Consider the following 24,255-nt stretch of genomic DNA (forward strand, 5'->3'; position numbering starts at 1 on the left):
GCCTATCTAATGTCCTCTCCATACATTGCCTGGGCCCTGATTTTCATCGTGGTTCCCCTTTGCATGGTCATTTACTACGGCCTTACCGACTCCCACGGCGCCATGACTTTTTCAAATATCGCCACAATTGCCAAACCCGGATACCTCAAAGCACTTAGGCGCTCTGTTGGTCTGGCCCTTGCCAGCACACTTGTGTGCTTTATATTGGCCTATCCTTTGGGAATGATCCTGTCCTCCATGAAGCTTAAGAGGAATACTTTTCTTGTAACCCTCTTTATACTGCCCATGTGGATGAACTTCCTGTTAAGGACTCTTACCTGGATGACTCTTCTGGAAGGCAAAGGTGTTATCAACACAGTGCTGGAATTCCTGCATCTGCCTACAATAAACATCATCAACACGCCTTCAGCCATTATCCTTGGTATGGTATATAACTTCCTGCCCTTCATGATCCTTCCGATATACAACTCACTGTCAAGGATCGATGACAACGTGATCAATGCAGCAAGAGATCTGGGAGCTAACTCTTTACAGACCTTTTTGAGAATAACACTGCCCTTGTCAGTTCCCGGTATCATCAGCGGAATCACAATGGTATTTATACCGGCGCTTACAACCTTCGCGATTTCCACAATGCTGGGCGGATCCAAGATACTTCTGATCGGTAACGTCATTGAGCAGGAATTTACACAGCTCTATGACTGGCATCTTGGTAGCGGTCTCTCCATCGTGCTTATGATCTTCATCCTGATCAACATGGTGGTTGAATCAATATTTGATAAACAGGGAGGGCTTTCATGATGAAAAAAGTATTTGAAAGAGTATACCTTGCTCTCCTTTTGATCTTTATGTATGCCCCCATAGTTACTTTGATCGTTTTGTCCTTTAACTCAAGTAAATCAAGGGCAAAATGGGGCGGCTTTACCCTGAACTGGTATGTGAACCTTATGTCCGATGAGGCTGTTGCTTCAGCCCTTGTGAACACTCTTGCCATCGCTGTACTGGCCACTGTTTTTTCAACGATCATCGGAACCTTCACCTGCATAGCAATGATAGGAATCAGCAAAAAGATGCGCTCAGTCATCATGGGCATAACCAATATTCCCATGATCAATGCGGATATTGTAACAGGTATATCACTGATGCTGCTCTTTAGATTCCTTCACTTAAATTCAGGTTTTTCAACTATTCTTCTGGCTCACATAACCTTCAACATTCCCTTTGTAATGCTGAGCGTTATGCCAAGAATCAAGAACATGAACTTTTATGTATATGAGGCAGCACTGGACCTTGGTGCTTCACCTGCTTATGCATTTTCCAAGACTGTTTTGCCGGACCTTGTTCCCGGTATAGTGTCCGGAGCACTCATGGCCTTTACCATGTCACTTGATGACTTTATCATCACTTACTTCACCAAGGGTTCGGGCTTTGAAACACTTTCAACCCTTATCTACAGTGAGGTCAAAAAAGGTATTAAACCTGAAATTTACGCTCTTTCTGCAATAATCTTTGTCGTAGTGCTGGTTCTTTTGTTCATCGTCAACAGAGCACCTGCAAGTAAGACAAATAAAAAATAAAGGGGAAATTATGAAAAAAAGAATTATATCAATGATTCTTTCAGTCGCCATGACAGTATCCGTATTTGCCCTGTCCGGCTGTGGCTCCGATTCCGCCTCCGGAGAGAATGGCAAGCTCTATGTATACAACTGGGGCGAATACATTGACGAAGAAGTAATCGATGAATTTGAAGAAGAAACAGGCATCAAGGTAATATACGATACCTTTGAGAGCAACGAGATCATGTATGCCAAACTGGCTCAGGACTCCTCAGCCTATGATGTTGTGTGCCCTTCTGATTATATGGTTCAGAAGCTGATACAAAATGACCTGATTCAGGAGCTTGATTTTGGCAGCATTCCCAATTCAGCCAATATCGGTGCCCAGTACTATGAATCCGCTTCCGACTTTGATCCCGGCAACAAATACGCAGTGCCCTACTGCTGGGGAACCGTTGGTATCCTCTATAATAAGACCATGGTTGACGATGTGGTTGACAGCTGGGATATCCTGTGGGATGAGAAATATTCAGGTCAGATTCTTATGCAGGACTCAGTAAGAGACGCATTCATGGTATCCCTCTTAAGAAACGGTTATTCCATGAATACCAAAAACGAGGATGAACTCAGAGTCGCCACCGATGACCTCATTGCGCAGAAACCTCTCGTACAAGCCTATGTTATCGATCAGGTAAGAGACAAAATGATCGGCGAAGAAGCAGCCCTTGGCGTTATCTATTCCGGAGAAGCCATTTATACCGCCAGAGAGAATCCTGACCTTGTATATGTGGTTCCCAAGGAAGGCACCAATGTATGGATTGATTCCTGGGTTATCACCAAAGGCTCCAAGAACGTGGAGAATGCTAAGAAGTGGATTGATTTCATGTGCAGAGGCGATATCGCTCTTCGTAACTTTGAATATATAACCTACTCCACTCCCAATACCGTGGCTCAGGAGAATATCGAGGATGAGGACATCAAAAATTCCAAAGTGGCCTTCCCCGATCTTAGCACCTTCCCCACTGAGTCTTACCAGTACCTTGGTGAAGATGGAGATAAGCTCTATAACGATTCCTGGATGGAAGTAAAATCAGTAGATTAAAATAAGGCAAAATTAAGGCCAAGAGGATTACAACTAACCTCTTGGCCCATTTTTTCTGTAAAGTAAATATCTTATGGCCAGTTCTTATATACACCGTTCACACACACGCCTGCATATCCATTGGCAATCATCACCGCCTTATCGGATTCAGATATCATAGGTGTGGCATTATTTCCCGATACAACGTCAAAATAGTTACTTCCGTTATTTGCAACTCCCTTAAGTCCTATGGAAGCCATATTTCCTGCTCCCTTGGATAATGAGAAGGATGCCATCGCAACTCCCTTTGAATTGTACAGCATAGCAATATTTCCGGTTCTTGTGAGCGTTCCGCTACCGCCGGCGATTGGTACTGCAATAGACTCTGATGTTGCAGCTGCTTTCTGAACATATACTTCTATGTTGTCATGAAGATCCTTGGTAGGCACTTTATCATCATCTACATAGAAATGGAAAAAGACATTCTTCTCTTTCTCATCTGCTCCGATATGAAGCTTAATATATTCGGTACCGCTCTTGAAAGAGCACTCACAATAAGTCCCTGTACTGGTATGAGGTCCAACAAAATATGTATAGTTGTAGGTAGACCTAAACCACACCTCCTTGCATCCGCCGGCATCAATAGAAAGAACCGTATCACCAAAGTCAAAACAAGCAGGTATCTCGCTATAGGCATAGGCGGTATTTCCGGTAAGCCCCACCATCAGTAACAATGAGAAAAGAATTCCAACAATAGTTTTTAAAGAACGATTCTTACTAAACATATATACACCTCTCTCATAACAAAAATATGTTGTCCATCTATTTTATTATAGCCAATGTCCACTTAGGTAAACGATTAAATTTCTCTAAATATCATAATTTTGTTATTACTATTGCAGTGATTTATATTTCAGAAACCGATTTTATTTCAAAACATTCATATCAACATTGCCGCCAATTCCGGGCACCTGTCCTTTGGAGGTATACTGCCACATATCATAGCGGGTAGCTGTATAGGTTGGCAGATCCACATATTGGGCAAGCCATATCTTATAGTCAAGAAGACTTCCGGTGTTGATGCGATTCTCAAACCAAAGCTTGTTGGAATATACACCGCAGGAATATCCGGCGTTTTGAATCGTAGACAGGAAGGCTCTTGTAACTGCAGTACGCTCATCCGCACTTATAGCATCTCCTCGTCCGTTACTCTTCTCAACATCAATATAAACAGGATACTGAAGGCTATAGGGACTTATCAGCTCAAGAACCATGGAAGCCTCTTCCACAGCCTCTGCCTCATTAACAGCCTGCGAAAAGAAGTATACACCCACATTTAAACCTGCATTCTTGGCGCCGTTTATATTTTCGGAGAACATCGGATCCACAATAAGGGCTCCGGAGCTGGAACCTCTGTAGCCGCATCTTATGATGGCAAAATCAATACCCGCTCCCTTAACTGCACCCCAGTCAATATTTCCGTTATGCTTGGATACGTCAATTCCTTTGGTTCCGGCGTGAGCCTGCTCCACCTCTTCATTACTTGGCTGCTCAGGTTCGGCCGGTCTGTCAATGGTACCTGACTGAGCCTGCCTGCTTATTTCGGCAGCCCCTGCCTCCTCTTCTATCTGTGCAATCAGATCCTCAGCATCCTCTGAAATATCCTCATCATAGGATTCCTGAGGTTCTGTAGCTGTTTCCGCAGCGGCATCAGAGCTTTTGCCATCAGCTCCGCCTGTTGTTTCATCCACATCCTGAACTTTGGTATCTTCCTCTGCCACGTTGACCTGATCCTCGGTTTTGATCTCATCGGAGACATCAATCTTGGCATACTGGATTTTCTCAGCAACTGTAATGGTCTGGGATTTGGATGCTCTGTAGGTGGCATCGCCCTCAGTAATATCAGACATAAAGACTGTTATATCTCCGGTGGGTACTGTAGGAATATAGATTATTCCATCTCTGTCGGTATCATCGTAGATATTTGTGCCTTCACTGCTCTTAACAGACACGGTAAAAGGTACCTTGTCTATCAGCTTACCTGTCTCGCTGTCGGAGAACTTGATCTTCAGGTCTTTTTGAATAGACCTGAGCGAAATATCTACCACACAGTTTCTTGGCTCCCTTGACGCTCCCGCAACCGAAGAGTTGTCAATTCCGTGCTCGGCTCTAAGAGTGTCTCCGTCAATTGCCCCTACACTCAGAGCTTCCAGCGCACTGACTTCCTCAAATATGTTACTGTCTTGTGAACTTGCTAAATCTTCGCTCTCACTGTCATTTCCAAAAACAAAGAGTCCCATTATTATCACAATAATCAGGACTCCAGTTAATGCCAGAAGAACTCTTTGCATTGTTTTAACCATTTAAATAATCAACCCTCATATCGTTTCCTGTTACTGTTACGCTTGCCTTAGCCCCCATAACAAGCGCAAGTTGCGGATCCAGATGTCCGAAATCAGCATCCAGGATTATCGGCACTCCCAAGCCTTCCAGCATGGCTGTAACCGCATTGTACTGATCAACACCCATTATGTTGCTCTCAAAAGCTCCATAGGGTCTTCCGATAAGAAATCCCTTCGCACTGTCAAACCATCCGGCTTCCCTCAGATTCCAAAGAGATCTTCTTATTTCCAAAGTAGTAAAATCACAGGCTTCCAGCATCCAGATAACATCCGGATTCTCTTCATTGAACTTCTTCATGTTGTCAAATCTGGTACCTACAAGATGTTCCAGCACATCAAGACAACCTCCGAGGAGCACTCCGCTCATGCTAAGAGTCTGTGAATCCCCCGCCTTAACCGCCTTGCCTCCTACGCAGTCATAAGAAACCAGTATCTTATCCGCATCATAATCATAAGGAACGCTGAATAACTTCTCAAGGCTCGCCTCATCTCTTGGCGCTCCGTCCTCGAGAGGCGAAGTTCTTGGCCTTGGTCTTACGAATCTGTCATAGCCGGTAAAGCTCGTGCCTGTCCCTTCCAAAAGAGCAAATACATCATCCTCAGGCTTTTCCCAAGCCTTGGAAAAATGGCAAATGCAAGGTCCGTATATTCCCATTACACCGCTAATAGTAACCAAAGGGAATATAAAGTTGGTATTATCGGAATATCCCAGAAACCACTTAGGCTTAGCGGATTTAAGCGCTTCAAAGTCCACATAGGTTATGGTCTCGTTCATCAGCTCACCGCCGCCGGCAGATATAATAGCATCCACATCATCTCGTGTGTAGAATTCAACCAGTTCTTTGGCACATACTTTGGGGTCTGTGCTGATTCCTATACCGTCGCCGGTAAATACTGTCGGTCCCTCAATGATGTTGTAGCCACGTTCCTTAAGCTTTTTTACAGCCACACCGTACATTAGACTGTAGGGTTCAATAGACGGTGCAAATGCCGGAGCTGTGATTCCTATTGTATCTCCCTTGGAAATATATTCAGGTCGTTTAATCATAAATACTCCCAAAGAGCTGATTATCTGCTCTTTTTATTCTTGGTGTTCTTCTTGGAGGAATGAATATCCGCAAGTCTTGAATATGACTTCCTGTAATGTCTGTTCATCTTGTAGCATTCAAGAAGTGACAGATAATGTCCTTCTCCGTGTCTCATTACCGCAATATAAGCAATGCAGCCCTTATCAAGCACTGTAGCCACTGCCATTGCGTCATCCTCATTACTGCCTACGCAGTAAGCGCCGTCATTAAGCGCAAATATTGCATTGACATTTTTCTTGATATTATGGAAGTTCTGACCATCCTTGCCGTGCTCGTTGCTGGGAACCTTAACGCTGTAACCTATGAGCTGTGCAAAGTCATCCAACAGAGGCCTCATATGACTGGCTCTTCTTGATACTGTCATGACCGCTTCGGATTTGTTATGGATGATATACTTAACATCCGGTCTTCTTCTGTAGATTTCTTCATGAATACGCTTAACTCTCTCCGGTGTATCAGCTATATCGTAGATGATAACGCCTTCTTCCTTGTGAGAGTTAAAACCGACCTCTACACCATGATGCATATCGGTCTTGCATACATCGATAAGGAAATTGTTGCAGGCAACCTCCATATTCTCGGCTTCGTAGATTGCTTCTCTTGAGTTCTTGCCCATGCAGATAGTGCCATGATTGGCCATTATAATTCCATTTGAATCACTGTACTTTTTTACCGTGCGATATACATTGTCGGCGAGCTTCTCAGTGCCGGGGAGTGCGTAAGGTGCAACGGGAATCATAATGTCCTTGTCTTCTGAATAAGTAACTATCTTCTTAAGGCCAAGAGTGCCTGCGCAGGAAGCATACACCTGGTGTGTGTGCACTATGAACCTGATATCGTTACGAACCTTGTAGCAGGCAGCATGTACAGCCTTCTCACTTGATGGTTTGTACTTGCTTTCGTAGGACAGATCGTTAATGTTGACTGCCACTATCATCTCGGGAGTCAGATCTTCATATCTGATTCCGCTGGGTGTTATGAGAAAATGCTCTGCATCGATCCTGCAGCTGATATTCCCCCAGGTTCTAACCAGCAGTCCTATATCGTGTAATTCTCTGGAAACCTCTATTATGTGCTCCTTGGCCCCAAGAAGTTCCTCTTTGGTCAAAGCCATATGTAACCCTCCAAAATCCCCATATAATTTATCTTATCTGACCATTTCCCAAAATCTGGTACTTATAAGATGTAAGCTCCTTAAGTCCCATGGGACCTCTTGCATGAAGCTTTTGTGTGCTGATGCCTATCTCAGCACCAAAGCCGAACTCGAATCCATCGGTAAATCTTGTGGAAACATTGTGATAAACACAGGCTGCATCCACTCTTCCCAGGAACTTCTCTGCAGTCTCTTTGTTCTCTGTGATAATGGACTCAGAATGTCCGGTGTTGTATTTGTTAATATGGTCTATCGCTTCATCCACATTTTTAACTGTCTTAACAGAAATAATATAATCAAGATACTCTTTGCCAAAATCCTCTTCTGTGGCGTCCAGCGCATCTGCAAGAACTGCTTTCGCCTCCTTGTCGGCTCTGATCTCTACATTGTGCTCCTTCATAGCCTTGGCAAACAATGGTAAAAAAGCATCCTTGATATCTTCATGAACAACCAGCGATTCAGCTGCGTTACATACGCCAATTCTCTGGGTCTTGGCATTGATGATGATTGGAATTGCCTTCTCAAGGTCAGCATCCTTGTCCACATAAATGTGACAATTGCCGGTTCCTGTCTCGATAACGGGAATGTTGGAATTCTCCACAACTGCTCTGATAAGCCCCGCACTTCCTCTGGGAATAAGAACATCAACATAATCGTTCATCTGCATGAACTGTGTTGTAACGCTTCTGTCCGTATCCTCAATAAGCTGAACCGCATCAGGGTCAATTCCCTGCTGTGAAAGTGTATTTCTGATGGAATTGGTGATGGCGATATTGCTGTTTATGGCGTCGCTTCCACCCTTTAATATAACTGCGTTACCGGATTTAAAAGTAAGACTGAAGGCATCTGCCGTAACATTGGGTCTCGATTCATAAATGATTCCGATAACTCCAAGAGGCACTCTTACCTTCCTGATATGAAGACCGTTTGGTCTGTCGAAACTCTCTATTTCAGTGCCGATGGGATCCTCCAGGTCTGCAACCTGCCTAAGTCCCTCAGCCATAGCCTGAATTCTCTTATCATTAAGCATCAACCTGTCCAGCATGCCGGGATGCATGCCGTTTTGCTCACCGCGCTCATAGTCTTTCCGGTTGGCGGCGATAATGTCGGCAGAATTCTTAATAAGCCCGTCTGCTACTGCTAAAAGAGCTTTATTCTTCTGATCTGTCGTCAGATTCTGAATTGTATACTTAGTGCTTTTGGCCCTCTTACAAATCTCTAATAATTCCATACCAACCTCCTCAACAACTAAAAAACGCGCTCCTTTGATTATACCTAAGAATATGAGCATATTCAAGTTTGTAAGAAACTAACGCCCGGTCAGAGGCCTGTCAGGCCCTATCATTCGCTTCTTGTCATACTCCTTGGGGACGTGCCGTAGAACTTTTTAAACACATTGGAAAAATAGCTTACATCGCTGTATCCCGCCTGCTCCGCGATAGCCGATAGCTTTTCTTCGGTGCTTGTGATAAGCCTTTTGGCCTCCTGCATTCTGTACTGGGTAATATACTCCGTGAGGGTCATGTTCATCTCACTCTTAAACATCTTGCGAAGGTAGGTCTGGTTTACACACAGAGCCTCGGAAATATCCGAAATAGACATCCCTGCGTTGGAGTAATTGCCTTCGATATATTCCTTTGCAGCCTGGGCCACATCATGTTCTTTACTTACCTTTTTGCCCTTTTCAAATTCGATTCTCTTCTTGTAAAGGTAAATGACATTTTCCCTCATCTTCTCCGGGGTATCGGCAGATGCAAAAAACTTCTCCGGAACAAAATCATCCCCGTATATCTTATCAAGTGAAAAACCTGAACTGATAATATTGGTCATCAAAATACTTACGGCGCTGCTAAGAAGATTCATCTCAGTAAAACCGCCTGCTCCATCCCCTGATGCAGCCTGATTTCTTTCCCTTATCCTGTTCCACAGCTCATTTATGACATCCTCGGCATCCTCAGCCTGAAGGCTCTCGATATCCTTGTTCAGCCTGAAAATAGCATCCAGTGAGGTGTAGGAAACACTATCATTATTGTTTCTAATGTCCAAAAACCTTCCAAAGCCCTTTCCTGCCAGATAGTTAAGGGCCTTTTCATAAGCTCCCTTCACCGCAGAAATGTTGTCCGCTCTGGACAGAGCTATAACACTGTCTATTTCAAGCTGATTTTTGACAACCTGAATAAGATCGGAAAATTCATAACCCTTATAGCTTACAAGCTCCTTGTCATCATCAAATCTCATAAGCACAACAATGTTATTCTCATAGTCATGGAAGATCCTGAATTTACCCTGGATCTCAAGCTTATCCTCAAGCATTCTGGCAATGAGCCTCTCCCAGTTCATGAGGCTTTCAACAGAGTCCGCCTTGTCCCCCATGTCAGTGATGTCAAACTTAAAAAGAGCAAGAAGAAGCCCCTTTTCCTTGGCTTCTTCAGGTATCTTATCCCTGTCCGCCTCGTCGTAAAAAAGAGATAAAGCCTCCTCTTCACTTTCCCTGCCACTTCCGCAGCCGGCGTAAACAAGAGCCCTGAGCCTGTCCTCCAGATTCTTCTGTCCCGGAGTCATGTCAGTATTCTCAACAGCCTTTACGATATTGTCCTGAAGCTTCAAAAGGCTCAGGATAAGCTCCTCTTTTTCAAAGGGCTTGACTATATAGTCACAAACGCCTATCTTTACAGCCTTTCTGGCGTACTCAAATTCGTTGTTTCCCGTTATGAGAATAACTGATATATCAGGATAGTCCTTGGTAATACGCTCAGCCAGTTCAAGGCCGTTTATATAGGGCATGGTAATATCTGTCAGAACCACATCAGGATAGTACTCTTCAATTTTCTCCAGCGCTTCCTTCCCGTCATGGGCCTCGCAGCAGATCTCAAATCCATAGGCATTCCAGTCAATGCAGCCCCTTAAATATTCAAGAAAGATCGGCATGTCATCTACGATCATTATCTTAATCATGTTCTGATTCTCCGGTTCATTATTCTGTGTAAGGAAGCGTGATCACAACCTTTGTGCCGCTCCCCTTGGTGCTCTCTATCCTTGCGCCGTACTCATTGCCAAAATAGAGTTTAATTCTGTGAGAAACACTGTAGAGACCAAAATGGCTGCCTCCCTTAGTGGAATCATGGTCTGAAATCCCGGCGTCTTTTTCCGGAGCGTCAGAATCATCCATGGTCATACTCTTGACGTCCTCAGAAAGCAGGCTGTTCAGTTGTTTTAGCTCCTCAGCATCCATGCCTATTCCGTCGTCTTCAACGATCAGCTCGCAGGAATTGCTTTCGCCACGAACCACCATTTTTCCGGACACTGTTATCTTGCCCCACTCTGCCTTATTCTTGATACCGTGATAAATAGCATTCTCAACCAGAGGCTGCAGGGTCATCTTTGGAATCTGGCAGTTATCTATAGCCTCGTCGATATCTATCTCATAACTGAATTTATCGCCGTATCTCATGGTCTGAAGGTCCAGGTAATCCCTTATTATCTGACTTTCTCTCATAACCGTTACTATCTCTTCGCTGCCGGACAGAGAGTTTTTGTAATAATTTGCCAGTTTCTGAGTTACCCTGGCTGCTTCCTTGGAACGGTTCATTTCAATAAGCATAATGATTATATCCAGCGTATTATACAGAAAATGGGGCTTAACCTGCTCCTGAATAAGAGCCAGCTCATATTCTCTTTTCTTCTTGGCCTCGTCATCAACCTGCTTAAGAAGCTCAAGATTTCTCTGGGTCATATAGTTGAAGATTCGTCCCAGCCTTCCGATCTCGTCCTTGTATTTAAACCTGAATCTGAAACTCATATCCCCTTCAGCTATCTGCTCCGCACCGTCATGAAGCATTTTTAGGGGCCTGGTGATCATGTTTACCGAGACTGTCATTGACAGTAAAAGAAGTATCGCCGTAAGTCCGAAGGTTGTGCTCAGGATAAAACGAAGGTCTTTACCGGTAACATTGAACCTGTTCAGATTGGTAACTCCCACGATCATCCAGTCATACTGTTTAAGCGTATCTCTTGCTATAAGATATTTTTCCTTGTTGTATTTTATGCTGTTTTCTTTTCCCTGATAAAGAGAGTTAATAAGCTCTGTATCATTGTAGATAGGGTCCTTGGCATCAGACATGGAAATACAAACGCCGCCAGGATCATAGAGAAAATAGTAACTGATATCACTGTAGGAGGATTCGATAAGATAATCCTTATTCATGTTGATAAAAAGATATCCGAAGGGAGTTCCTGTAAGCACATTTATAACGTGCTTGCCCATGGTTATGATCTCCTTATCATCTCTTGTCATGATATTTTCAGTAGGATTCAGGAGAAAAGTCTTTCCTCCCGCACTTTGAAGCTCTTTTACATATTCGGATTCCCTGATTTCTTTTTCCATGCCCTGAAGCACCGGGTCCGTTGCGTAATAATGCCCCTGAGTATCAATGAAAACAATTGATGAGATTCCGTTATAGATAAGCAGTGACTGGGATAGCTGGGATATGATCCTGGAATCCCTTGTAACCTGCTTCATAGACTTGTCATTATAAAGGCCGCTGAATTCTATAGTCAGATTGTTGGAACAGAGCTCACCATTTTTCAGAACCGAATCAATCCTGTCGGACATGATCCTGATGTTCTCTTCGATGTGCTTGTTACCACGCTCCATAATGGCTCTGTTATAAAAAAACAGCATCAAAACAGTCAGCACCGCCATTGGGATAAGCGCTACCAGAAATGTCATGAATGCCATTTTATACTTGATGGATATGTTTCTGGCTCTTTCCTTGCCGATGCTAAGTCTTCCGGACCTGTAGGCCTCCATGTCCTTCAGGGACATATCCACGATATTCTTATTTTTAGCTTCAGGATTTTTCATAATGAATTAATTATAACATAAGAACAGCCAAGGGTATTTATCCCTTGGCTGCTACATGCTTAGCCCTTAACTGCTCCGCCGATTGTCATTGCGCTTTCAACCTGCTCTGAGAAGATTGAGTAAACAATGATGGCCGGGAATGAAGCAATAACCATGGTTGCTCCCATTCCGCCCCAGTCGGTTGTGAACTCTCCCTGGAAGAAAAGTACTCCAAGAGGAAGAGTCTTAAGTGCGGGAATACTTCCCACAACTACATTTGCCAGAATGAACTCATTCCAGGCATTGAGGAATATATAAATGATAAGTGTTACTGTAGCGGGTCTTACCAGAGGCTCAATTATCATGAAAAAGGTCTGATAAATTGTAGCTCCGTCCATGCAGGCTGCTTCCTCAAGCTCCATAGGAATTCCTTTGAAGAATCCGTAATAAACCATGCAGGAAAAAGCAAGGTTGATGGCTATGTAAGGAAAGATCAGTGACCATCTTGTTCCCATAAGGTGGAAGTTCTGTACCACCTTAACTACAGGGATCATAATAGCCTGAACAGGAATAAACATTCCAAGTCCCAGGAACAGTCTTGTGAAGGTTCTGCCCTTCCATACCATTCTGCTGGTAGCATATGAGAATAACAGTGCGCAAAAGATTGTAAGTGCCACAGTTCCCACAGAAACCAGTAAGCTGTTTAAGAAATACAGCGGTACATCATATTTGGTCCATGCTGTGATGTAGTTCTCATAATGCAGTGGCCAGGGAAATCCGAAAGGATTGGTAACAAAGATTTCCTGGTTGGTCTTGAAGGAGTAAAACAGCATCCAGATCAGTGGATATATGGAGAATGCCGCATAGATCCAGCAGAAAGCCACAAAAACGTAATGAAGTATTGATTTTTTACCTTCGTTATGCACTTCTCTTCCTCCTCGATCTTTCTTCTTCCTTCTTCTGGTCTTTTTCCCTGAAGATGAAGTTAATAACAAGCATTATCAGCATACACTCGATAACCATTATTGATGCTGCTGCTAGACCATAGCCGTAATTGGACTTCTTGAAGGCTGCATTATACATCATGTAGGTCAGTGTAAAGGTTGACTTGTTGGGGCCACCGCCGGTCAGGATGTTCATTTCGGTGAAGGCCTTGATACCACCTGTCAGTGAAATGATAAGGCAGAACTTGTAAGTCTCTGCAAGAAGAGGGATTGTGATCTTCATGTGAGCCTTAACGTTTGAGCATCCGTCGATTCTTGCTGCCTCATAGTAGTCAGAGGGGATAGACTTGATGCCCGCAACAATAAGTGCGAACTGATATCCCATCCACTGCCATGCGTTAACAAATGCAATAACATAAATAGCCTTGTATCTGTCACCCAGCCAGTTCTGTCTGAAATCTGAGCCAAAAGCCTCGAACAACTTGTTAAGAAGTCCTTCTCCGCTTAAGATTGCGCCCCAGAGCTGACATACAACGGTAACTGAAAGAATAACGGGGATGAAATATGCAACACGCAGGAACTTTCTTCCCTTCATCTTTTTATCAGAAATAGTAATGGCAAATACCGTAGCAAAAAACATCTGATAAACAGTGATAATAACCGCAAAGATCAACTGGTTTCTGTTAGATGTATAAAAAACTCTATCGCCAAACAGTTCCAAGTAATTCTTAAGACCTGTAAAATTCGGAATTGTGAGACCATTCCAGTCTGTGAAGCTGTAAGCAAAGACCTGGATGATCGGAATAAAATCAAATATTAAAAATACTACCAGTGCCGGCACAACGAAAAGAAAGATCGCCAGCTTGTTACCCATGTACTTTTTCATGGTGTTCTCCTATAAGTGGTGGTTAAGAAAATGAACGATTATTTTGCAATGGAATGGAGTGGCCGAAGTTTCAAGCCACTCCATGATAGTCAAGATTGTGAATTTGTATTACTGAGCATCTGCTACGTTCTCAACGAACTCGTCTGCTGTAAACTGTCCGGAAACAAGTCCCTGTGACTCAGACTGAATTGCATCGTTGAATGTAGAATTGGTAAGTCCCCATGTGAACTTAGTTGTTGATGTGATTGTAGGAAGTGTGTCTGAAAGCTTCTTCATCATTGCAGGATACTCAGAGTCAGGCTCTTTTCCTGTATCAAGTGCAACAAGAGGATTGTGTCTGTACATAACCTTAGCTTCGCAGTACTTCTCTGTGATGAACTCTGCTACTTCTGCTGCAAGAGCTGCGTTCTCTGAATCAGGGTTTACAGCAAAGCCTGATGCTGATCCGCCGCCTGAGAATGCTGCCTTACCAGCCTCGTATGAAGCCTCGTCAGCTGCAGGATAGAACATCCAGTCAACGTTGTCGCCAAGTTCCTTGGTTGCATCTTCAATGTACCACTGACCATTGATGAACATAGCAGCTTCGCCTGAAAGGAACTTCTGTGAAGCCTGGTCATAGTTGGTTGTTGTAGCATCTTCCTGGTAGAGTCCTGCTGCAACGAGCTTCTCCATCATCTTAGCAGCCTCAACGTAGCCCTCATCTGTTACAGATGCTGTGCCCTCGTCAAGAGCCTTGATTCCGCCTGTAGCGTATCTTGTAGCAATTACGTCATAAGCAGCTGCTGTGTTCCAGCCTTCCTGTCCGAAAAGTGCAAGAGGAGTGATTCCCTTACCCTTGAATACTTCGATGCAGTTAAGAAGATCATCATATGTCTTGGGAACTTCAAGTCCGTTCTCCTCAAAGAGAGCCTTGTTGTAGTACCAAAGAACATATTCCTGACCCGAGAATGGGAATGCATAGATGTTCCCATCCTCTGCGTAGGCAAGATCCTTGTTTGCATCATAGAGCTTGTCAAGGAATCCTGTTGACTGTGCTACGTCGTTAATAACCATGATCTGGTTTGACTCACGGAATGTATTGATAAGGTCTGTGCTTGCCTGATAGATATCAGGGAGCTGACCTGTAGCTGCAAGGGTCTTAAGTGTCTGGCCGTCATCCTGAGCCTGAACGATAAGGTTAAGCTCTACATTAGGATAAGCCTCTTTAAGCTGCTCTACAGCGTAATCATAAGGAACCTTGGTGTCATCATCTGCATACTGTGTGTAGATGCTAAGTGTTACCTTATCTCCGGAAGCTGTCTCTTCTGTCTTGGTCTCTTCTGTCGTGGTTTCAGCTGCAGGAGTCTCTGTCTGTGTCTCTGCAGGAGCTGCTGTGTCAGCAGGAGCTGAAGAACCTGTGCATCCAACAAGTGTTGATGCAGCAACTGTCATGCAAGCAATTGCACTAACTAATTTCTTTTTCATAAAAATACCCTTCCCTTCCCTTTATGCTGTTTCCGAGGCATTCGGAAACTTAAATATTGAGTACAGTACTCATTATAGGGAAGGCAAGGATATAAAAAAATGAGATATTCAAAATTGTTTTTGTAATTTTTAAAATATATCAGATATTCTTACAATGCTCCGTCATATTGGTCCTTACTACGCGAATTCCATTGTCAGTCACATTCCACTCGTGAATACAGGTATCACCGCAGGCAAAATAGACATCGGTTACCACAGGGAGTTTAAGAGCCGAACGATACAGCTGATTGATCATCCCGCCGTGGGATACAACAGCTATCTGGTCGTTCTCAGAGGCCTCGCTAAGAATGCGCTGCAGCACTTCATCAGCTCTTTTCCTGAATTCAACCTTGGATTCCTGTCCATAAACGGCCTGGTCTATCGGAAGATCCTTAACAGGCGGATATTTCTCGTTGGCTTCTTCGTAGGACAGTCCTGCAAGAAGACCGTTGTTAAACTCCATAAGATTCTCATCAAATATTATCGGAAGGCCGGTCTTTTCCGCGATATGTCTGGCTGACTGAGCTGCCCTTTTTAACGTACTGCAATAGATTTTATTTACCCGATAGTTAGAGGCTACGTATTCAGCCATTGCTTCAGCCTGCTTGTGGCCCCTTGGTGTCAGCTCAAAATCTGCTCTTCCTTCATGTACCTTCAATATGTCTGCTTCAGATTCACCATGTCTTATTATCAGTAATTTCATATTGCTCCTATTTCGGTCTGTTTAGTTCAATTGAGTATCTGTCTTGCAATAAGCTCTGCCGTATGCATGCCATCCATAGCGGCGGACATAATGCCGCCGGCATAGCCTGCACCTTCTCCGCATGGGAAAAGACCTTTTACATTCAGAGATTCACCATTCTCATCTCTTCCAATCCTAACAGGAGAAGAAGTTCTGCTCTCTACTCCGGATATAAGGGCATCATCATTGTTATACCCCTTGATGGTATGGCCAAACTTCTCCATCCCTTCAATAAAAGCCTTGTTTAGCTCGTCCGGCAGTATCTTATGTACTTCTGCGAATTCATAACTTCCTCTCATCGAAGGAAGGTTGAAAGATTTTCTGGCTGTAGCATTTAACTTAGTTTCTTCGCTACCGATTTCATTTTCTCCTGTAACAGCCTGTTTAAAGTCTATATAATACTCGACGGGAATCTTGCCCCCGGCCAGTTCATAAGCCTTTTCCTCGAGTTTTCTCTGAAATTCGACTCCCGACAGAACGTCATCGGATCCGAAATCCTTGGGATCAACGGTTATAATAATAGCGGAATTGGCGTTTTTACCATCTCGCTTGTTATAGCTCATTCCATTGATTGCAAGTCTACCCTCTTCAGAAGAAGCATTAACTACATATCCTCCGGGGCACATGCAGAAGGAATAAACACCTCTTTTGTCTGAAGCGGTCGCAACAAGCTTATATGGCGCTGCTCCAAGACTTCCGGTCTCTTCCATGCCATATTGTGAGAGATTTATAAGGCCCTGCCTGTGCTCAACTCTATAGCCGACAGCAAAGGGTTTGGGCTGCATTTCAACCTTGCAATCCTTAAGCATATAGAAGGTATCACGGGCACTGTGGCCTATGGCCAGAACTACTGCGTCTGCAGCTATTTCTTCATTGGGTGTCTTAACCGCCGTAATCCTGCCATTATCATAAACTATATCCGTAACCTGCGTTTCGAACCGAACCTCTCCGCCATTTTCAATTATCCTGTTCCTCATATTCTTCACCACATCGCAAAGAATATCAGTTCCGATATGAGGTTTAGCCTCATACATGATATTATCATTGGCACCGTTGGCTGTAAAAATCCTTAGTGCCTCTCTTCCACGGCCATCCTTATCCTTGACCATTGTATTGAGCTTGCCATCGGAAAAAGTTCCTGCACCGCCCTCACCGAATTGCACATTAGTCCCGGTATCCAAATCTCCGGTCTCCCAGAACTTATCAACCAGTTCCATTCTCTTCTCAACCTGTGCGCCTCTCTCCAAAAGAAGTGGCTTAAAACCGTTAAGTGCGAGCTCATATGCGCAGAAAAGTCCCGCAGGTCCTGCACCTATAACAATTATATTTTTACCACTGCTTCTTGCTTTTTCTCTTAGCTCCTCAGAAGACTTCTTTCCTTCATTAACAGGGTCAGATGAGTCCTTGCCCCCATTACCGAGAGCCATATTCCAGAAATCATACTTCTTTTCCTTGATAACAGAAGTATTCTTATCTCGGCACTTCTTAACTATTGATTCTTCATTTCCTGCCTTAACCTTCAAATCCACCATGAAAATGTGGTATATCTCCGGCTTTTTCCTGGCATCGATGGAGTGCCTTATTATCTCGAATTCACCTATACTGTCCTCTGAAATTCGTAAAAGCTTAGCAGATTTCTTCTTAAGAACTCTGCTAAGCTCCTCCCCATTCAGTTCTTTATTCTTATCATGTAAAAGCTTAATCTGATTAATTCTGATCATATTATTACCATTTCTTATTAAACATAGCTGTTCTTAATCAGCTTCCCAATATCTCTGTCATAGGTATACTCAGGACAAATGCTCTCATATTCCTCTTCATCCTCTGGCAGAAACTCACTCCACCCATAGACTCTGCATAGCATCGCTTCGAAGTTGTCCTCATTTACGTCATATGCCCCTTCAACGAACCTGACCTGAGACAATAGCTCCTCTTGCCCTATATTCTTGCCATAAAACAACCTGTCTTTTTTATATTTCCAATACTCAATAGCAATAATCATAGACCACCACTACTCTTTCAATAAATTGATTATCATCAGCATTGTAAACAGTTAGTCGTCTTAGTACATATATCTATACCATTCCAATAAAACCAGGATTGCTATAAGCATTACTTACACAAGTCGAATAGTACGTATTGTAACCGTATATATGACAGTGACCTGTGTATAAATTTATCCAGTCATGAAAATTGTTAGGTGCATATCGTCGGATTCAGTATCTGCGGCCTTCCAGTGCACAGTGACCGGTGGGGCCATGCATCCGATCATGTCGATTTTGGTGCTCAGGGCTCATTGAAGCGTTTAGCGCCATGAGACATGATCGGATGCATGCCCCACCGGTCACGTCCGTGAAACCAACACGTCCGGGAAACCAACATACTCTCGGCTTCAAATCGACGCCGCTGTTCCGGCAATGCTGCCACTCGTAAATGCCCACTGTAAATTGTAGCCACCGCATCTTCCATCAACATCAAGAATTTCACCTGCAAGATATACTCCGGGAAGCTTCTTGTAGGACAGATCACTTCCAACATCTCCCAGGCTTACACCACCGGTGGTTACCTGAGATGCCTGATATCCATAGCTCTCTGAAAGCTTAAGTTTAAGATTCCTATAATTATCAAGAATACAATCAGCCATACTTACCGAAATATTCTTCATTCGCATAGTCGGGCTAAGCTTCATTCTGCTAAGCACCATGTCATTTACATTACTGTTGGCAAAACCGTTCAGGAACTCTGCCAGTGTTCTGTCATCCTTTAGACGAAGCATGTCATTCTTAAGGGACTTAAAATCCTCGTCATCATAATCCGGGAAAAAGTTAATCACTGCATAAACAGGCTTTTTTTCCTCTACAAACCTTACAATCTCTCTGCTGGCCTGCATAACGGGAATACCCGAAATTCCATCCTTGGTAATCTGAAGCTCGCCGTATTCAGTAGCGATAGCTTCATTTCCTAGAGTGAAGGATATCTCTGAGATAGTCCTTACTCCGTTTTCCGGCATCATTTCTTCAGGATCAACTTTAAAGCCCACCAGTGCCGGATAAGTCTTCTTAATATTCATTCCTATCTGAGAACAGATATAATAACCATCTCCTGTTGACAGGGTGCTCTTGGCTCCTGACAGCGAACCTGTGCTTATAACACATTCGTCTGCCATGTACTCAGCTGTTGCGGTCTTAATAAGCAGCTTGTGCCGGCCGTCATCACACCTTGAAACTGCCTTGAACTGTTGATTGTATATAACCTCAACTCCAAGTCTGTCAATTTCATTCTTAAGCGCATTTACTACTGTCTGAGCCTGTCCGGAAGCAGGATAAATATAGCCATCCTCGCTCTTTACCACAACTCCGAGAGATTTCATGAAGCAAATAACATCTTCTACGCCGTAGATTCCTAGCCATTCCTTCATACGTGCTCTTGCTGAGAGATTGTAATACTCCTCTCTCATATCGAGATTAGTCAGGTTACAGCGGCCGTTTCCCGTCATGGATAGCTTCTTGCCCAACCTGTCATTCTTTTCCAAAATGGTGACATCCGCACCGTTTCTTGCAGAATAGATTGCTGCACACATTCCGGCAGCTCCGCCGCCAATAACAAAAATCCTCTTACTCAATTCCATTCCTCATATTCCTCAGGCTGCATCCTGCTTGCTATGCCGTGGAAGACACCGCCCAAAGGTATAAACCTAAGCTCATAGGTCTTGATTCGCTTAAGCGCAATGATGATCAGCATATAAACAATCCAGAATACCAATATGCAGATGAGTAGCGTAAGTGCGTCTCCTATGAGATTGACAAATATCATATTGATGAAATAGATGACAAGTCCGGCAGCTGCAGAAGCCGCAACCGGGAGCAAAAATGTACTCATAAACTCCTGTCTGTACTTGAGCATCTTAAATATCATCGAGAAACTAATAATATCATAAATCAGAAAACTGACAATATGCGTCAGAACAATTCCGTATAATCCAAGGTCAAGTACCACACCAAAGACAATATTTCCGATAACAAACACTCCCCAGCCTACAGAAAGATTGATTACCAGAAGAAGTGACTTACCCATGTGACTCATTAGCCATGAGCCAAATACAGCAAGGCAGGCAAGAAAAATAACAGGTGCAGCCAGTGTAAGTAGCGAGTTGGTGGTATCATTGCTCTTTCCAAACAGTGCAACATTAATTGTCTCTGAAAGGGCAAGGCACACAATAGTCACCGGAATAAAAACAACAGTAGAATATCTGATAAGCTTTTTAAGCCTGTCTCTTGCGACCTCATATTCATCGCGTTCAATCCGGGCCATTACCCTGTTCCAGGTCTTGATGAAAGGAAGACAGCATATTACGGAAAGCGCTGTAACTACAGGAAATACCTTACCCGACAGCATTCCATATTGAAGAAGAAGTTCGGTTCCTGCCGCATCCTTTTTATGAATGGCCATATAAATGCCCTCACTCAAAAGACTCATAAACGCAGGTGTCAGGTATAGATATAAAATAGGCCTTATACCGGAAATAACATCATTCTTATTATCAAGATACCTTGGCGCACCGTTTTTAATTATATCTGCGATTTCATTCTTCCTGATGGAAAAACTGATCATGATCTGAATAAAACAAATTATCGAAGCAATCAAAAGTCCGATGATGGAGCCTATTGAGCCATAAATAGCACTGTATTCCTGAACATGAAACAGCTCATTGACCTTGAGTCCGTAGAAATACATTATTACAGAAATTACTGTACCGGAAGCAGCGGCCGTTACAGCAAATAAAAGGTCGGAAATAACTATAGGCCTCGTATAACCAAGTCCCTGAAGGTATCCTCTGTACACGCCCTGAGCTCCGAATATCAGTGACATTATTGCTACAATCAAAAACTGCAGATAGCCTCTTCCCGACCCAAACAGGTTCTTGGAGATCACATAGCTTAAAGCAGCCAATAGTGCTCCTGTCACAAAGCTGATAAATACAAACAGCCTTCTGGACCTCTTCATATTGGTCTCTGCGTTAAGGAACTGACTTCTCCTGGCTCTTATTCGCACCATCAGCCATACGGCCTTTTGAACCGCAAGGACATAGCATCCGTAAAACATATAGAAAAAAGCAAAGGGAGCCGCCCCAAAACCGGAACCCAGATCCCCATATATCCTGTTACCTATGATCTTAAAGATCATGATTACTACAACAGACCAGAAAACAACAGATGTCAGAATGTCAGGTCTGATTCGTTTTTCCTCGGTGTAGCTTTTCATACAACTGCTCTCCCCAAATGTGAATTAGTCCCTTGTAATCCCCAAAAGATTCAGGATGTTCTCCTGTTTTGCCTCCATCACTGCAGCCTCCTCCGGCTCCATGTGATCATAGCCGCACAAATGCAGCATACTGTGGGCAATAAGAAACGCGAATTCCCTCTTTTCGCTATGGCCGTACTCCTTGGCCTGAGATCTCACCCTGTTCTCATTGATAACAATGTCACCGAACATAATATTTCCGGTATCCGGATTAAGAAGATCCACCTGTTGTTCTCCGTCAATAACTGAGAAATCCCCCGGTGTCTCATAGCTGACATTTGGAAAAGACAGGACATCCGTAGGCTTGTCAATCTCTCTGAATTCATTGTTCATCTCACGGATACCCTCATCGTCCGTGATAATAAGGCTGATCTCCACTTCATGCTCACAGCCTTCCTCCTCAAGAACCTTGGAAGCCACAGTCTTAGCCACTTCTTCAATGTCGAATTCAAACTCGGCATCAACTTCATTTTCAACGTAAAAAGTCATAATATAATTTCTCCCTCTTCAGGATCTTTCGCATGGTATCGAATTCCTTGAAGGTCACATCATAGTCCATTAGTTCACCGGACTCTCGTTTCTTTTTGAAAATGCCTTCAATTAAATCATCATAATTTATTGTAGCATTTTTATTCTGTTTTATCAGAAGCATAATTGAGGCAATTACAGTTTCGCATATCTGAACCGTCAGAGCCTCTTTTGATCTGGCACTTCCCTTCTTAGGGGCGATATATTCATGCAGATACTCAACAGCCTCCACAGGAAAGTCATTCTCGGTGTATAAAGGCTCAACATCCTTCCACTTGGTCTTATTCTCGGGAATTCCTATCCTGTGATAATAAGCGCAGGTCTTGATGGCTCTGGAATTAAGGCCAAGCTCATGTGCAACTCTCTCTGCCAGGTAGGCCGTATGAATAGCCCTGAAGTACTCATCCTTGTCCTTTTCCTTAAGGTTGGCTAAAAGGCTGTATTCAGGATCGTTGATATCCATGTATCTGTCATTTGTCTTTCTGATGACGTAAACGCCAAACATATTAAGAAAGATCAAAAGAATTGTCAGGTTCATCATCAGATTCAGAACAGGAATGATCATAAGATTAAAAGACAGCGTTCTGTTCTGAAAAAGCACATCATAAGCAACCAGCAGTATCGTCTGCATCATCATCGATATTGCAAGAGGATACCCAACAGCAGTGGTTTCCTTAAGATCTCTGAACATGGCGATTGCAACTGCTCCTGCCAGCACATATAGGAACAATTCGCCGATTCCGCCGTTTTCTTCCATCATCACAGAAATCAGCAGGAATCCCATTCCACTCACAAGGCCTATCTCAGCGTTGGAAAAAAGTGACAATATCACAAATAACGCCATATAGGGCCAGAACTGATTAGGAACAAAAGGAAGAACCACCGACAGTATCAATCCGGCAAAATAGCATATTACAAAGGGAAGTTTTTTGTCATAGTTCTCATAAGACAAAGCTCCCTTGCCTCTGGAAATCGCATCTGTCAGCATAAATACCACTGTTCCGCTGATAATAAATCCGCTGATGGTATTACGAAGTATCAGTTCATAGCTCTTACCCATCACGATTGAAAAGACTAAAACGGTAAGGCCTGTGAGCATAAACATTGCTCCGTAGATCAGCTTATACTTTTTGTCCAAAACACTCTGTGTATTCTCGCTCCCCATTGTCAGTGACGCTCCAGCTTCCTGATACTCTTGGTTTTCTGCTTATTGGCAGCTTTCTTCTCATAATCCTCATAGGCCTTAACGATCTTCTGAACGAGCGGATGACGAACAACGTCGCTGCTGGTAAGTGTGCAGAAACCTATATCATCAATGTTCTTAAGAACGCTCTGGGCAATATCAAGTCCTGATTTTACATCAGGAGCAAGGTCCTTCTGCGTAGCGTCACCGGTAATAATGACCTTGGACCCAAAGCCTATTCTTGTAAGGAACATCTTCATCTGCGCCGGTGTGGTATTCTGAGCTTCATCAAGAATAATAAAGGCGTTGTCCAGCGTTCTGCCTCGCATATATGCAAGGGGAGCCACTTCTATAAGGCCCTTTTCCATGTTTTTGATGAAATTCTCTGTACCCATAATCTGATAAAGAGCATCATATAATGGCCTGAGATAAGGATCTACCTTACTCTGAAGGTCACCGGGCAAAAATCCCAGCTTTTCTCCGGCTTCTATGGCAGGTCTGGTAAGGATGATCCTGCTGACCTCTTCCCTCTGAAAAGCCGTAATAGCCATTGCCATTGCAAGATACGTCTTACCTGTTCCGGCAGGTCCAAGACCGAATACGATCATTTTGTTTCTGATGGCATCGATATATTTTTTCTGTCCCAGTGTCTTGGGTTTAATCGGCTTACCTGAAATTGTATGGCATATAACGTCCTTGTCTATGTCTACAAGAATATTGTCATTATTCTTATAATGCTCTGCCTCACGGCTGGTATCTTCCTTGAGAGAAATGGCGTAATCAACGCTTTGCTCCTCTATGCGAGATCCTCTTCTTGACAGCTGTACAAGTTCTCTTATGATACCTGATGCCTTATTAGCACCTTCTTTATCGCCGATAATACGAAGCTCGCCGTTTCTGTCGATAATCTCTACATGAAGGCTGTTCTCGATCTTACGTATGTAGTTGTCGTTTTCCCCAAATATATTTCTCTCATCCTCTGCGGATAAGGAAAGTCTAAGCTCTGTTATTTCACTCATAAAATACTAATCCCCGTCTAAACTTA

21 protein-coding genes are annotated in these 24,255 nt (G+C 43.5%); 3 read left to right on the forward strand and 18 right to left on the reverse strand.

The features are described 5' to 3' along the window. Positions 1 to 9: 9 nt before the first annotated feature. From NXH67_RS17770 to NXH67_RS18330, 3 genes are read left to right on the forward strand one after another with little or no spacing between them, the layout of a single operon-like run. The gene (locus NXH67_RS17770) at positions 10 to 801 is read left to right on the forward strand and encodes an ABC transporter permease (RefSeq protein WP_272798291.1); all 792 of its coding nucleotides are present in this window, start codon (positions 10 to 12) and stop codon (positions 799 to 801) included. Continuing rightward, entirely contained in the window at positions 798 to 1,577 is a 780-nt protein-coding gene (locus tag NXH67_RS18325; RefSeq protein WP_330676768.1) for an ABC transporter permease, read from the forward strand. Before NXH67_RS17770 ends, NXH67_RS18325 begins: the two co-directional genes overlap by 4 nt. A 10-nt stretch (positions 1,578 to 1,587) precedes the next feature. Next, on the forward strand, positions 1,588 to 2,658 hold the full coding sequence (locus tag NXH67_RS18330; protein ID WP_330676769.1) for an ABC transporter substrate-binding protein: 1,071 nt from the start codon (positions 1,588 to 1,590) through the stop codon (positions 2,656 to 2,658). 71 nt (positions 2,659 to 2,729) lie between these two features. On the opposite strand, the gene NXH67_RS17780 is transcribed toward NXH67_RS18330, so the two are convergent. From NXH67_RS17780 to NXH67_RS17865, 18 genes are all read right to left on the reverse strand, one after another. Beyond that, complete coding sequence (locus NXH67_RS17780; protein ID WP_272798224.1) at positions 2,730 to 3,422, reverse strand: hypothetical protein; 693 nt, start codon at positions 3,420 to 3,422, stop codon at positions 2,730 to 2,732. A gap of 141 nt (positions 3,423 to 3,563) precedes the next feature. Further along, positions 3,564 to 5,000 (reverse strand): GH25 family lysozyme, encoded by a 1,437-nt coding sequence (locus NXH67_RS17785; protein WP_272798225.1) that lies wholly within the window; start codon positions 4,998 to 5,000, stop codon positions 3,564 to 3,566. Continuing rightward, positions 4,993 to 6,087 (reverse strand): S66 family peptidase, encoded by a 1,095-nt coding sequence (locus NXH67_RS17790; protein ID WP_272798226.1) that lies wholly within the window; start codon positions 6,085 to 6,087, stop codon positions 4,993 to 4,995. The genes NXH67_RS17785 and NXH67_RS17790 overlap by 8 nt, the downstream gene beginning before the upstream one ends. Positions 6,088 to 6,107: 20 nt before the next feature. Further along, positions 6,108 to 7,241 carry a class II aldolase/adducin family protein gene (locus NXH67_RS17795; RefSeq protein WP_022778457.1) on the reverse strand — a complete coding sequence of 378 codons (1,134 nt, stop codon included), beginning with the start codon at positions 7,239 to 7,241 and terminating at the stop codon, positions 6,108 to 6,110. A 28-nt stretch (positions 7,242 to 7,269) separates the two neighbouring features. Further along, positions 7,270 to 8,511 carry a glutamate-5-semialdehyde dehydrogenase gene (locus NXH67_RS17800; protein WP_272798227.1) on the reverse strand — a complete coding sequence of 414 codons (1,242 nt, stop codon included), beginning with the start codon at positions 8,509 to 8,511 and terminating at the stop codon, positions 7,270 to 7,272. Between the two features lie 110 nt (positions 8,512 to 8,621). After that, positions 8,622 to 10,235 (reverse strand): response regulator transcription factor, encoded by a 1,614-nt coding sequence (locus NXH67_RS17805; protein ID WP_272798228.1) that lies wholly within the window; start codon positions 10,233 to 10,235, stop codon positions 8,622 to 8,624. 19 nt (positions 10,236 to 10,254) lie between these two features. Beyond that, entirely contained in the window at positions 10,255 to 12,144 is a 1,890-nt protein-coding gene (locus tag NXH67_RS17810) for a cache domain-containing sensor histidine kinase (RefSeq protein ID WP_272798229.1), read from the reverse strand. A 59-nt stretch (positions 12,145 to 12,203) separates the two neighbouring features. Then, complete coding sequence (locus tag NXH67_RS17815) at positions 12,204 to 13,049, reverse strand: carbohydrate ABC transporter permease (protein WP_272798230.1); 846 nt, start codon at positions 13,047 to 13,049, stop codon at positions 12,204 to 12,206. Next, positions 13,042 to 13,953: a carbohydrate ABC transporter permease gene (locus tag NXH67_RS17820; RefSeq protein WP_272798231.1), complete on the reverse strand. Its 912-nt coding sequence runs from the start codon at positions 13,951 to 13,953 to the stop codon at positions 13,042 to 13,044. Before NXH67_RS17820 ends, NXH67_RS17815 begins: the two co-directional genes overlap by 8 nt. A 108-nt stretch (positions 13,954 to 14,061) precedes the next feature. Beyond that, positions 14,062 to 15,417 (reverse strand): ABC transporter substrate-binding protein, encoded by a 1,356-nt coding sequence (locus NXH67_RS17825; RefSeq protein WP_272798232.1) that lies wholly within the window; start codon positions 15,415 to 15,417, stop codon positions 14,062 to 14,064. A gap of 139 nt (positions 15,418 to 15,556) precedes the next feature. Next, positions 15,557 to 16,159, reverse strand: a complete 603-nt coding sequence (locus tag NXH67_RS17830; protein WP_022778464.1) for a histidine phosphatase family protein — start codon at positions 16,157 to 16,159, stop codon at positions 15,557 to 15,559. Positions 16,160 to 16,185: 26 nt separating this feature from the next. Beyond that, positions 16,186 to 17,919, reverse strand: coding sequence for an NAD(P)/FAD-dependent oxidoreductase (locus NXH67_RS17835; RefSeq protein ID WP_272798233.1), 1,734 nt, complete (start codon positions 17,917 to 17,919; stop codon positions 16,186 to 16,188). A gap of 17 nt (positions 17,920 to 17,936) precedes the next feature. After that, positions 17,937 to 18,200: a hypothetical protein gene (locus tag NXH67_RS17840; RefSeq protein ID WP_272798234.1), complete on the reverse strand. Its 264-nt coding sequence runs from the start codon at positions 18,198 to 18,200 to the stop codon at positions 17,937 to 17,939. A gap of 390 nt (positions 18,201 to 18,590) precedes the next feature. Continuing rightward, positions 18,591 to 19,820 (reverse strand): aminoacetone oxidase family FAD-binding enzyme, encoded by a 1,230-nt coding sequence (locus NXH67_RS17845; RefSeq protein WP_272798235.1) that lies wholly within the window; start codon positions 19,818 to 19,820, stop codon positions 18,591 to 18,593. Continuing rightward, the gene (locus NXH67_RS17850; protein ID WP_272798236.1) at positions 19,817 to 21,460 is read right to left on the reverse strand and encodes a polysaccharide biosynthesis C-terminal domain-containing protein; all 1,644 of its coding nucleotides are present in this window, start codon (positions 21,458 to 21,460) and stop codon (positions 19,817 to 19,819) included. Before NXH67_RS17850 ends, NXH67_RS17845 begins: the two co-directional genes overlap by 4 nt. Before the next feature lie 24 nt (positions 21,461 to 21,484). After that, entirely contained in the window at positions 21,485 to 21,988 is a 504-nt protein-coding gene (gene ybeY, locus NXH67_RS17855; protein ID WP_022778469.1) for an rRNA maturation RNase YbeY, read from the reverse strand. After that, positions 21,972 to 23,165 carry a hypothetical protein gene (locus tag NXH67_RS17860; protein WP_272798237.1) on the reverse strand — a complete coding sequence of 398 codons (1,194 nt, stop codon included), beginning with the start codon at positions 23,163 to 23,165 and terminating at the stop codon, positions 21,972 to 21,974. The genes ybeY and NXH67_RS17860 overlap by 17 nt, the downstream gene beginning before the upstream one ends. Before the next feature lie 29 nt (positions 23,166 to 23,194). Beyond that, entirely contained in the window at positions 23,195 to 24,229 is a 1,035-nt protein-coding gene (locus NXH67_RS17865; protein WP_022778471.1) for a PhoH family protein, read from the reverse strand. Between the last annotated feature and the right edge of the window lie 26 nt (positions 24,230 to 24,255).

The organism is Butyrivibrio sp. DSM 10294 (assembly GCF_028539135.1).
In the GTDB taxonomy this organism is placed as follows: domain Bacteria; phylum Bacillota; class Clostridia; order Lachnospirales; family Lachnospiraceae; genus Butyrivibrio.

Coding starts and splice junctions, on each gene's coding strand:
- ybeY (WP_022778469.1), bottom strand. CDS start 21,988: ATGACTTTTTACGTTGAAAATGAAGTTGATGCCGAGTTTGAATTCGAC.
- NXH67_RS17840 (WP_272798234.1), bottom strand. CDS start 18,200: ATGATTATTGCTATTGAGTATTGGAAATATAAAAAAGACAGGTTGTTT.
- NXH67_RS17805 (WP_272798228.1), bottom strand. CDS start 10,235: ATGATTAAGATAATGATCGTAGATGACATGCCGATCTTTCTTGAATAT.
- NXH67_RS17770 (WP_272798291.1), top strand. CDS start 10: ATGTCCTCTCCATACATTGCCTGGGCCCTGATTTTCATCGTGGTTCCC.
- NXH67_RS18325 (WP_330676768.1), top strand. CDS start 798: ATGATGAAAAAAGTATTTGAAAGAGTATACCTTGCTCTCCTTTTGATC.
- NXH67_RS17865 (WP_022778471.1), bottom strand. CDS start 24,229: ATGAGTGAAATAACAGAGCTTAGACTTTCCTTATCCGCAGAGGATGAG.
- NXH67_RS17780 (WP_272798224.1), bottom strand. CDS start 3,422: ATGTTTAGTAAGAATCGTTCTTTAAAAACTATTGTTGGAATTCTTTTC.
- NXH67_RS18330 (WP_330676769.1), top strand. CDS start 1,588: ATGAAAAAAAGAATTATATCAATGATTCTTTCAGTCGCCATGACAGTA.
- NXH67_RS17835 (WP_272798233.1), bottom strand. CDS start 17,919: ATGATCAGAATTAATCAGATTAAGCTTTTACATGATAAGAATAAAGAA.
- NXH67_RS17785 (WP_272798225.1), bottom strand. CDS start 5,000: ATGGTTAAAACAATGCAAAGAGTTCTTCTGGCATTAACTGGAGTCCTG.
- NXH67_RS17820 (WP_272798231.1), bottom strand. CDS start 13,953: ATGAAAAAGTACATGGGTAACAAGCTGGCGATCTTTCTTTTCGTTGTG.
- NXH67_RS17850 (WP_272798236.1), bottom strand. CDS start 21,460: ATGAAAAGCTACACCGAGGAAAAACGAATCAGACCTGACATTCTGACA.
- NXH67_RS17795 (WP_022778457.1), bottom strand. CDS start 7,241: ATGGCTTTGACCAAAGAGGAACTTCTTGGGGCCAAGGAGCACATAATA.
- NXH67_RS17830 (WP_022778464.1), bottom strand. CDS start 16,159: ATGAAATTACTGATAATAAGACATGGTGAATCTGAAGCAGACATATTG.
- NXH67_RS17810 (WP_272798229.1), bottom strand. CDS start 12,144: ATGAAAAATCCTGAAGCTAAAAATAAGAATATCGTGGATATGTCCCTG.
- NXH67_RS17800 (WP_272798227.1), bottom strand. CDS start 8,511: ATGGAATTATTAGAGATTTGTAAGAGGGCCAAAAGCACTAAGTATACA.
- NXH67_RS17790 (WP_272798226.1), bottom strand. CDS start 6,087: ATGATTAAACGACCTGAATATATTTCCAAGGGAGATACAATAGGAATC.
- NXH67_RS17825 (WP_272798232.1), bottom strand. CDS start 15,417: ATGAAAAAGAAATTAGTTAGTGCAATTGCTTGCATGACAGTTGCTGCA.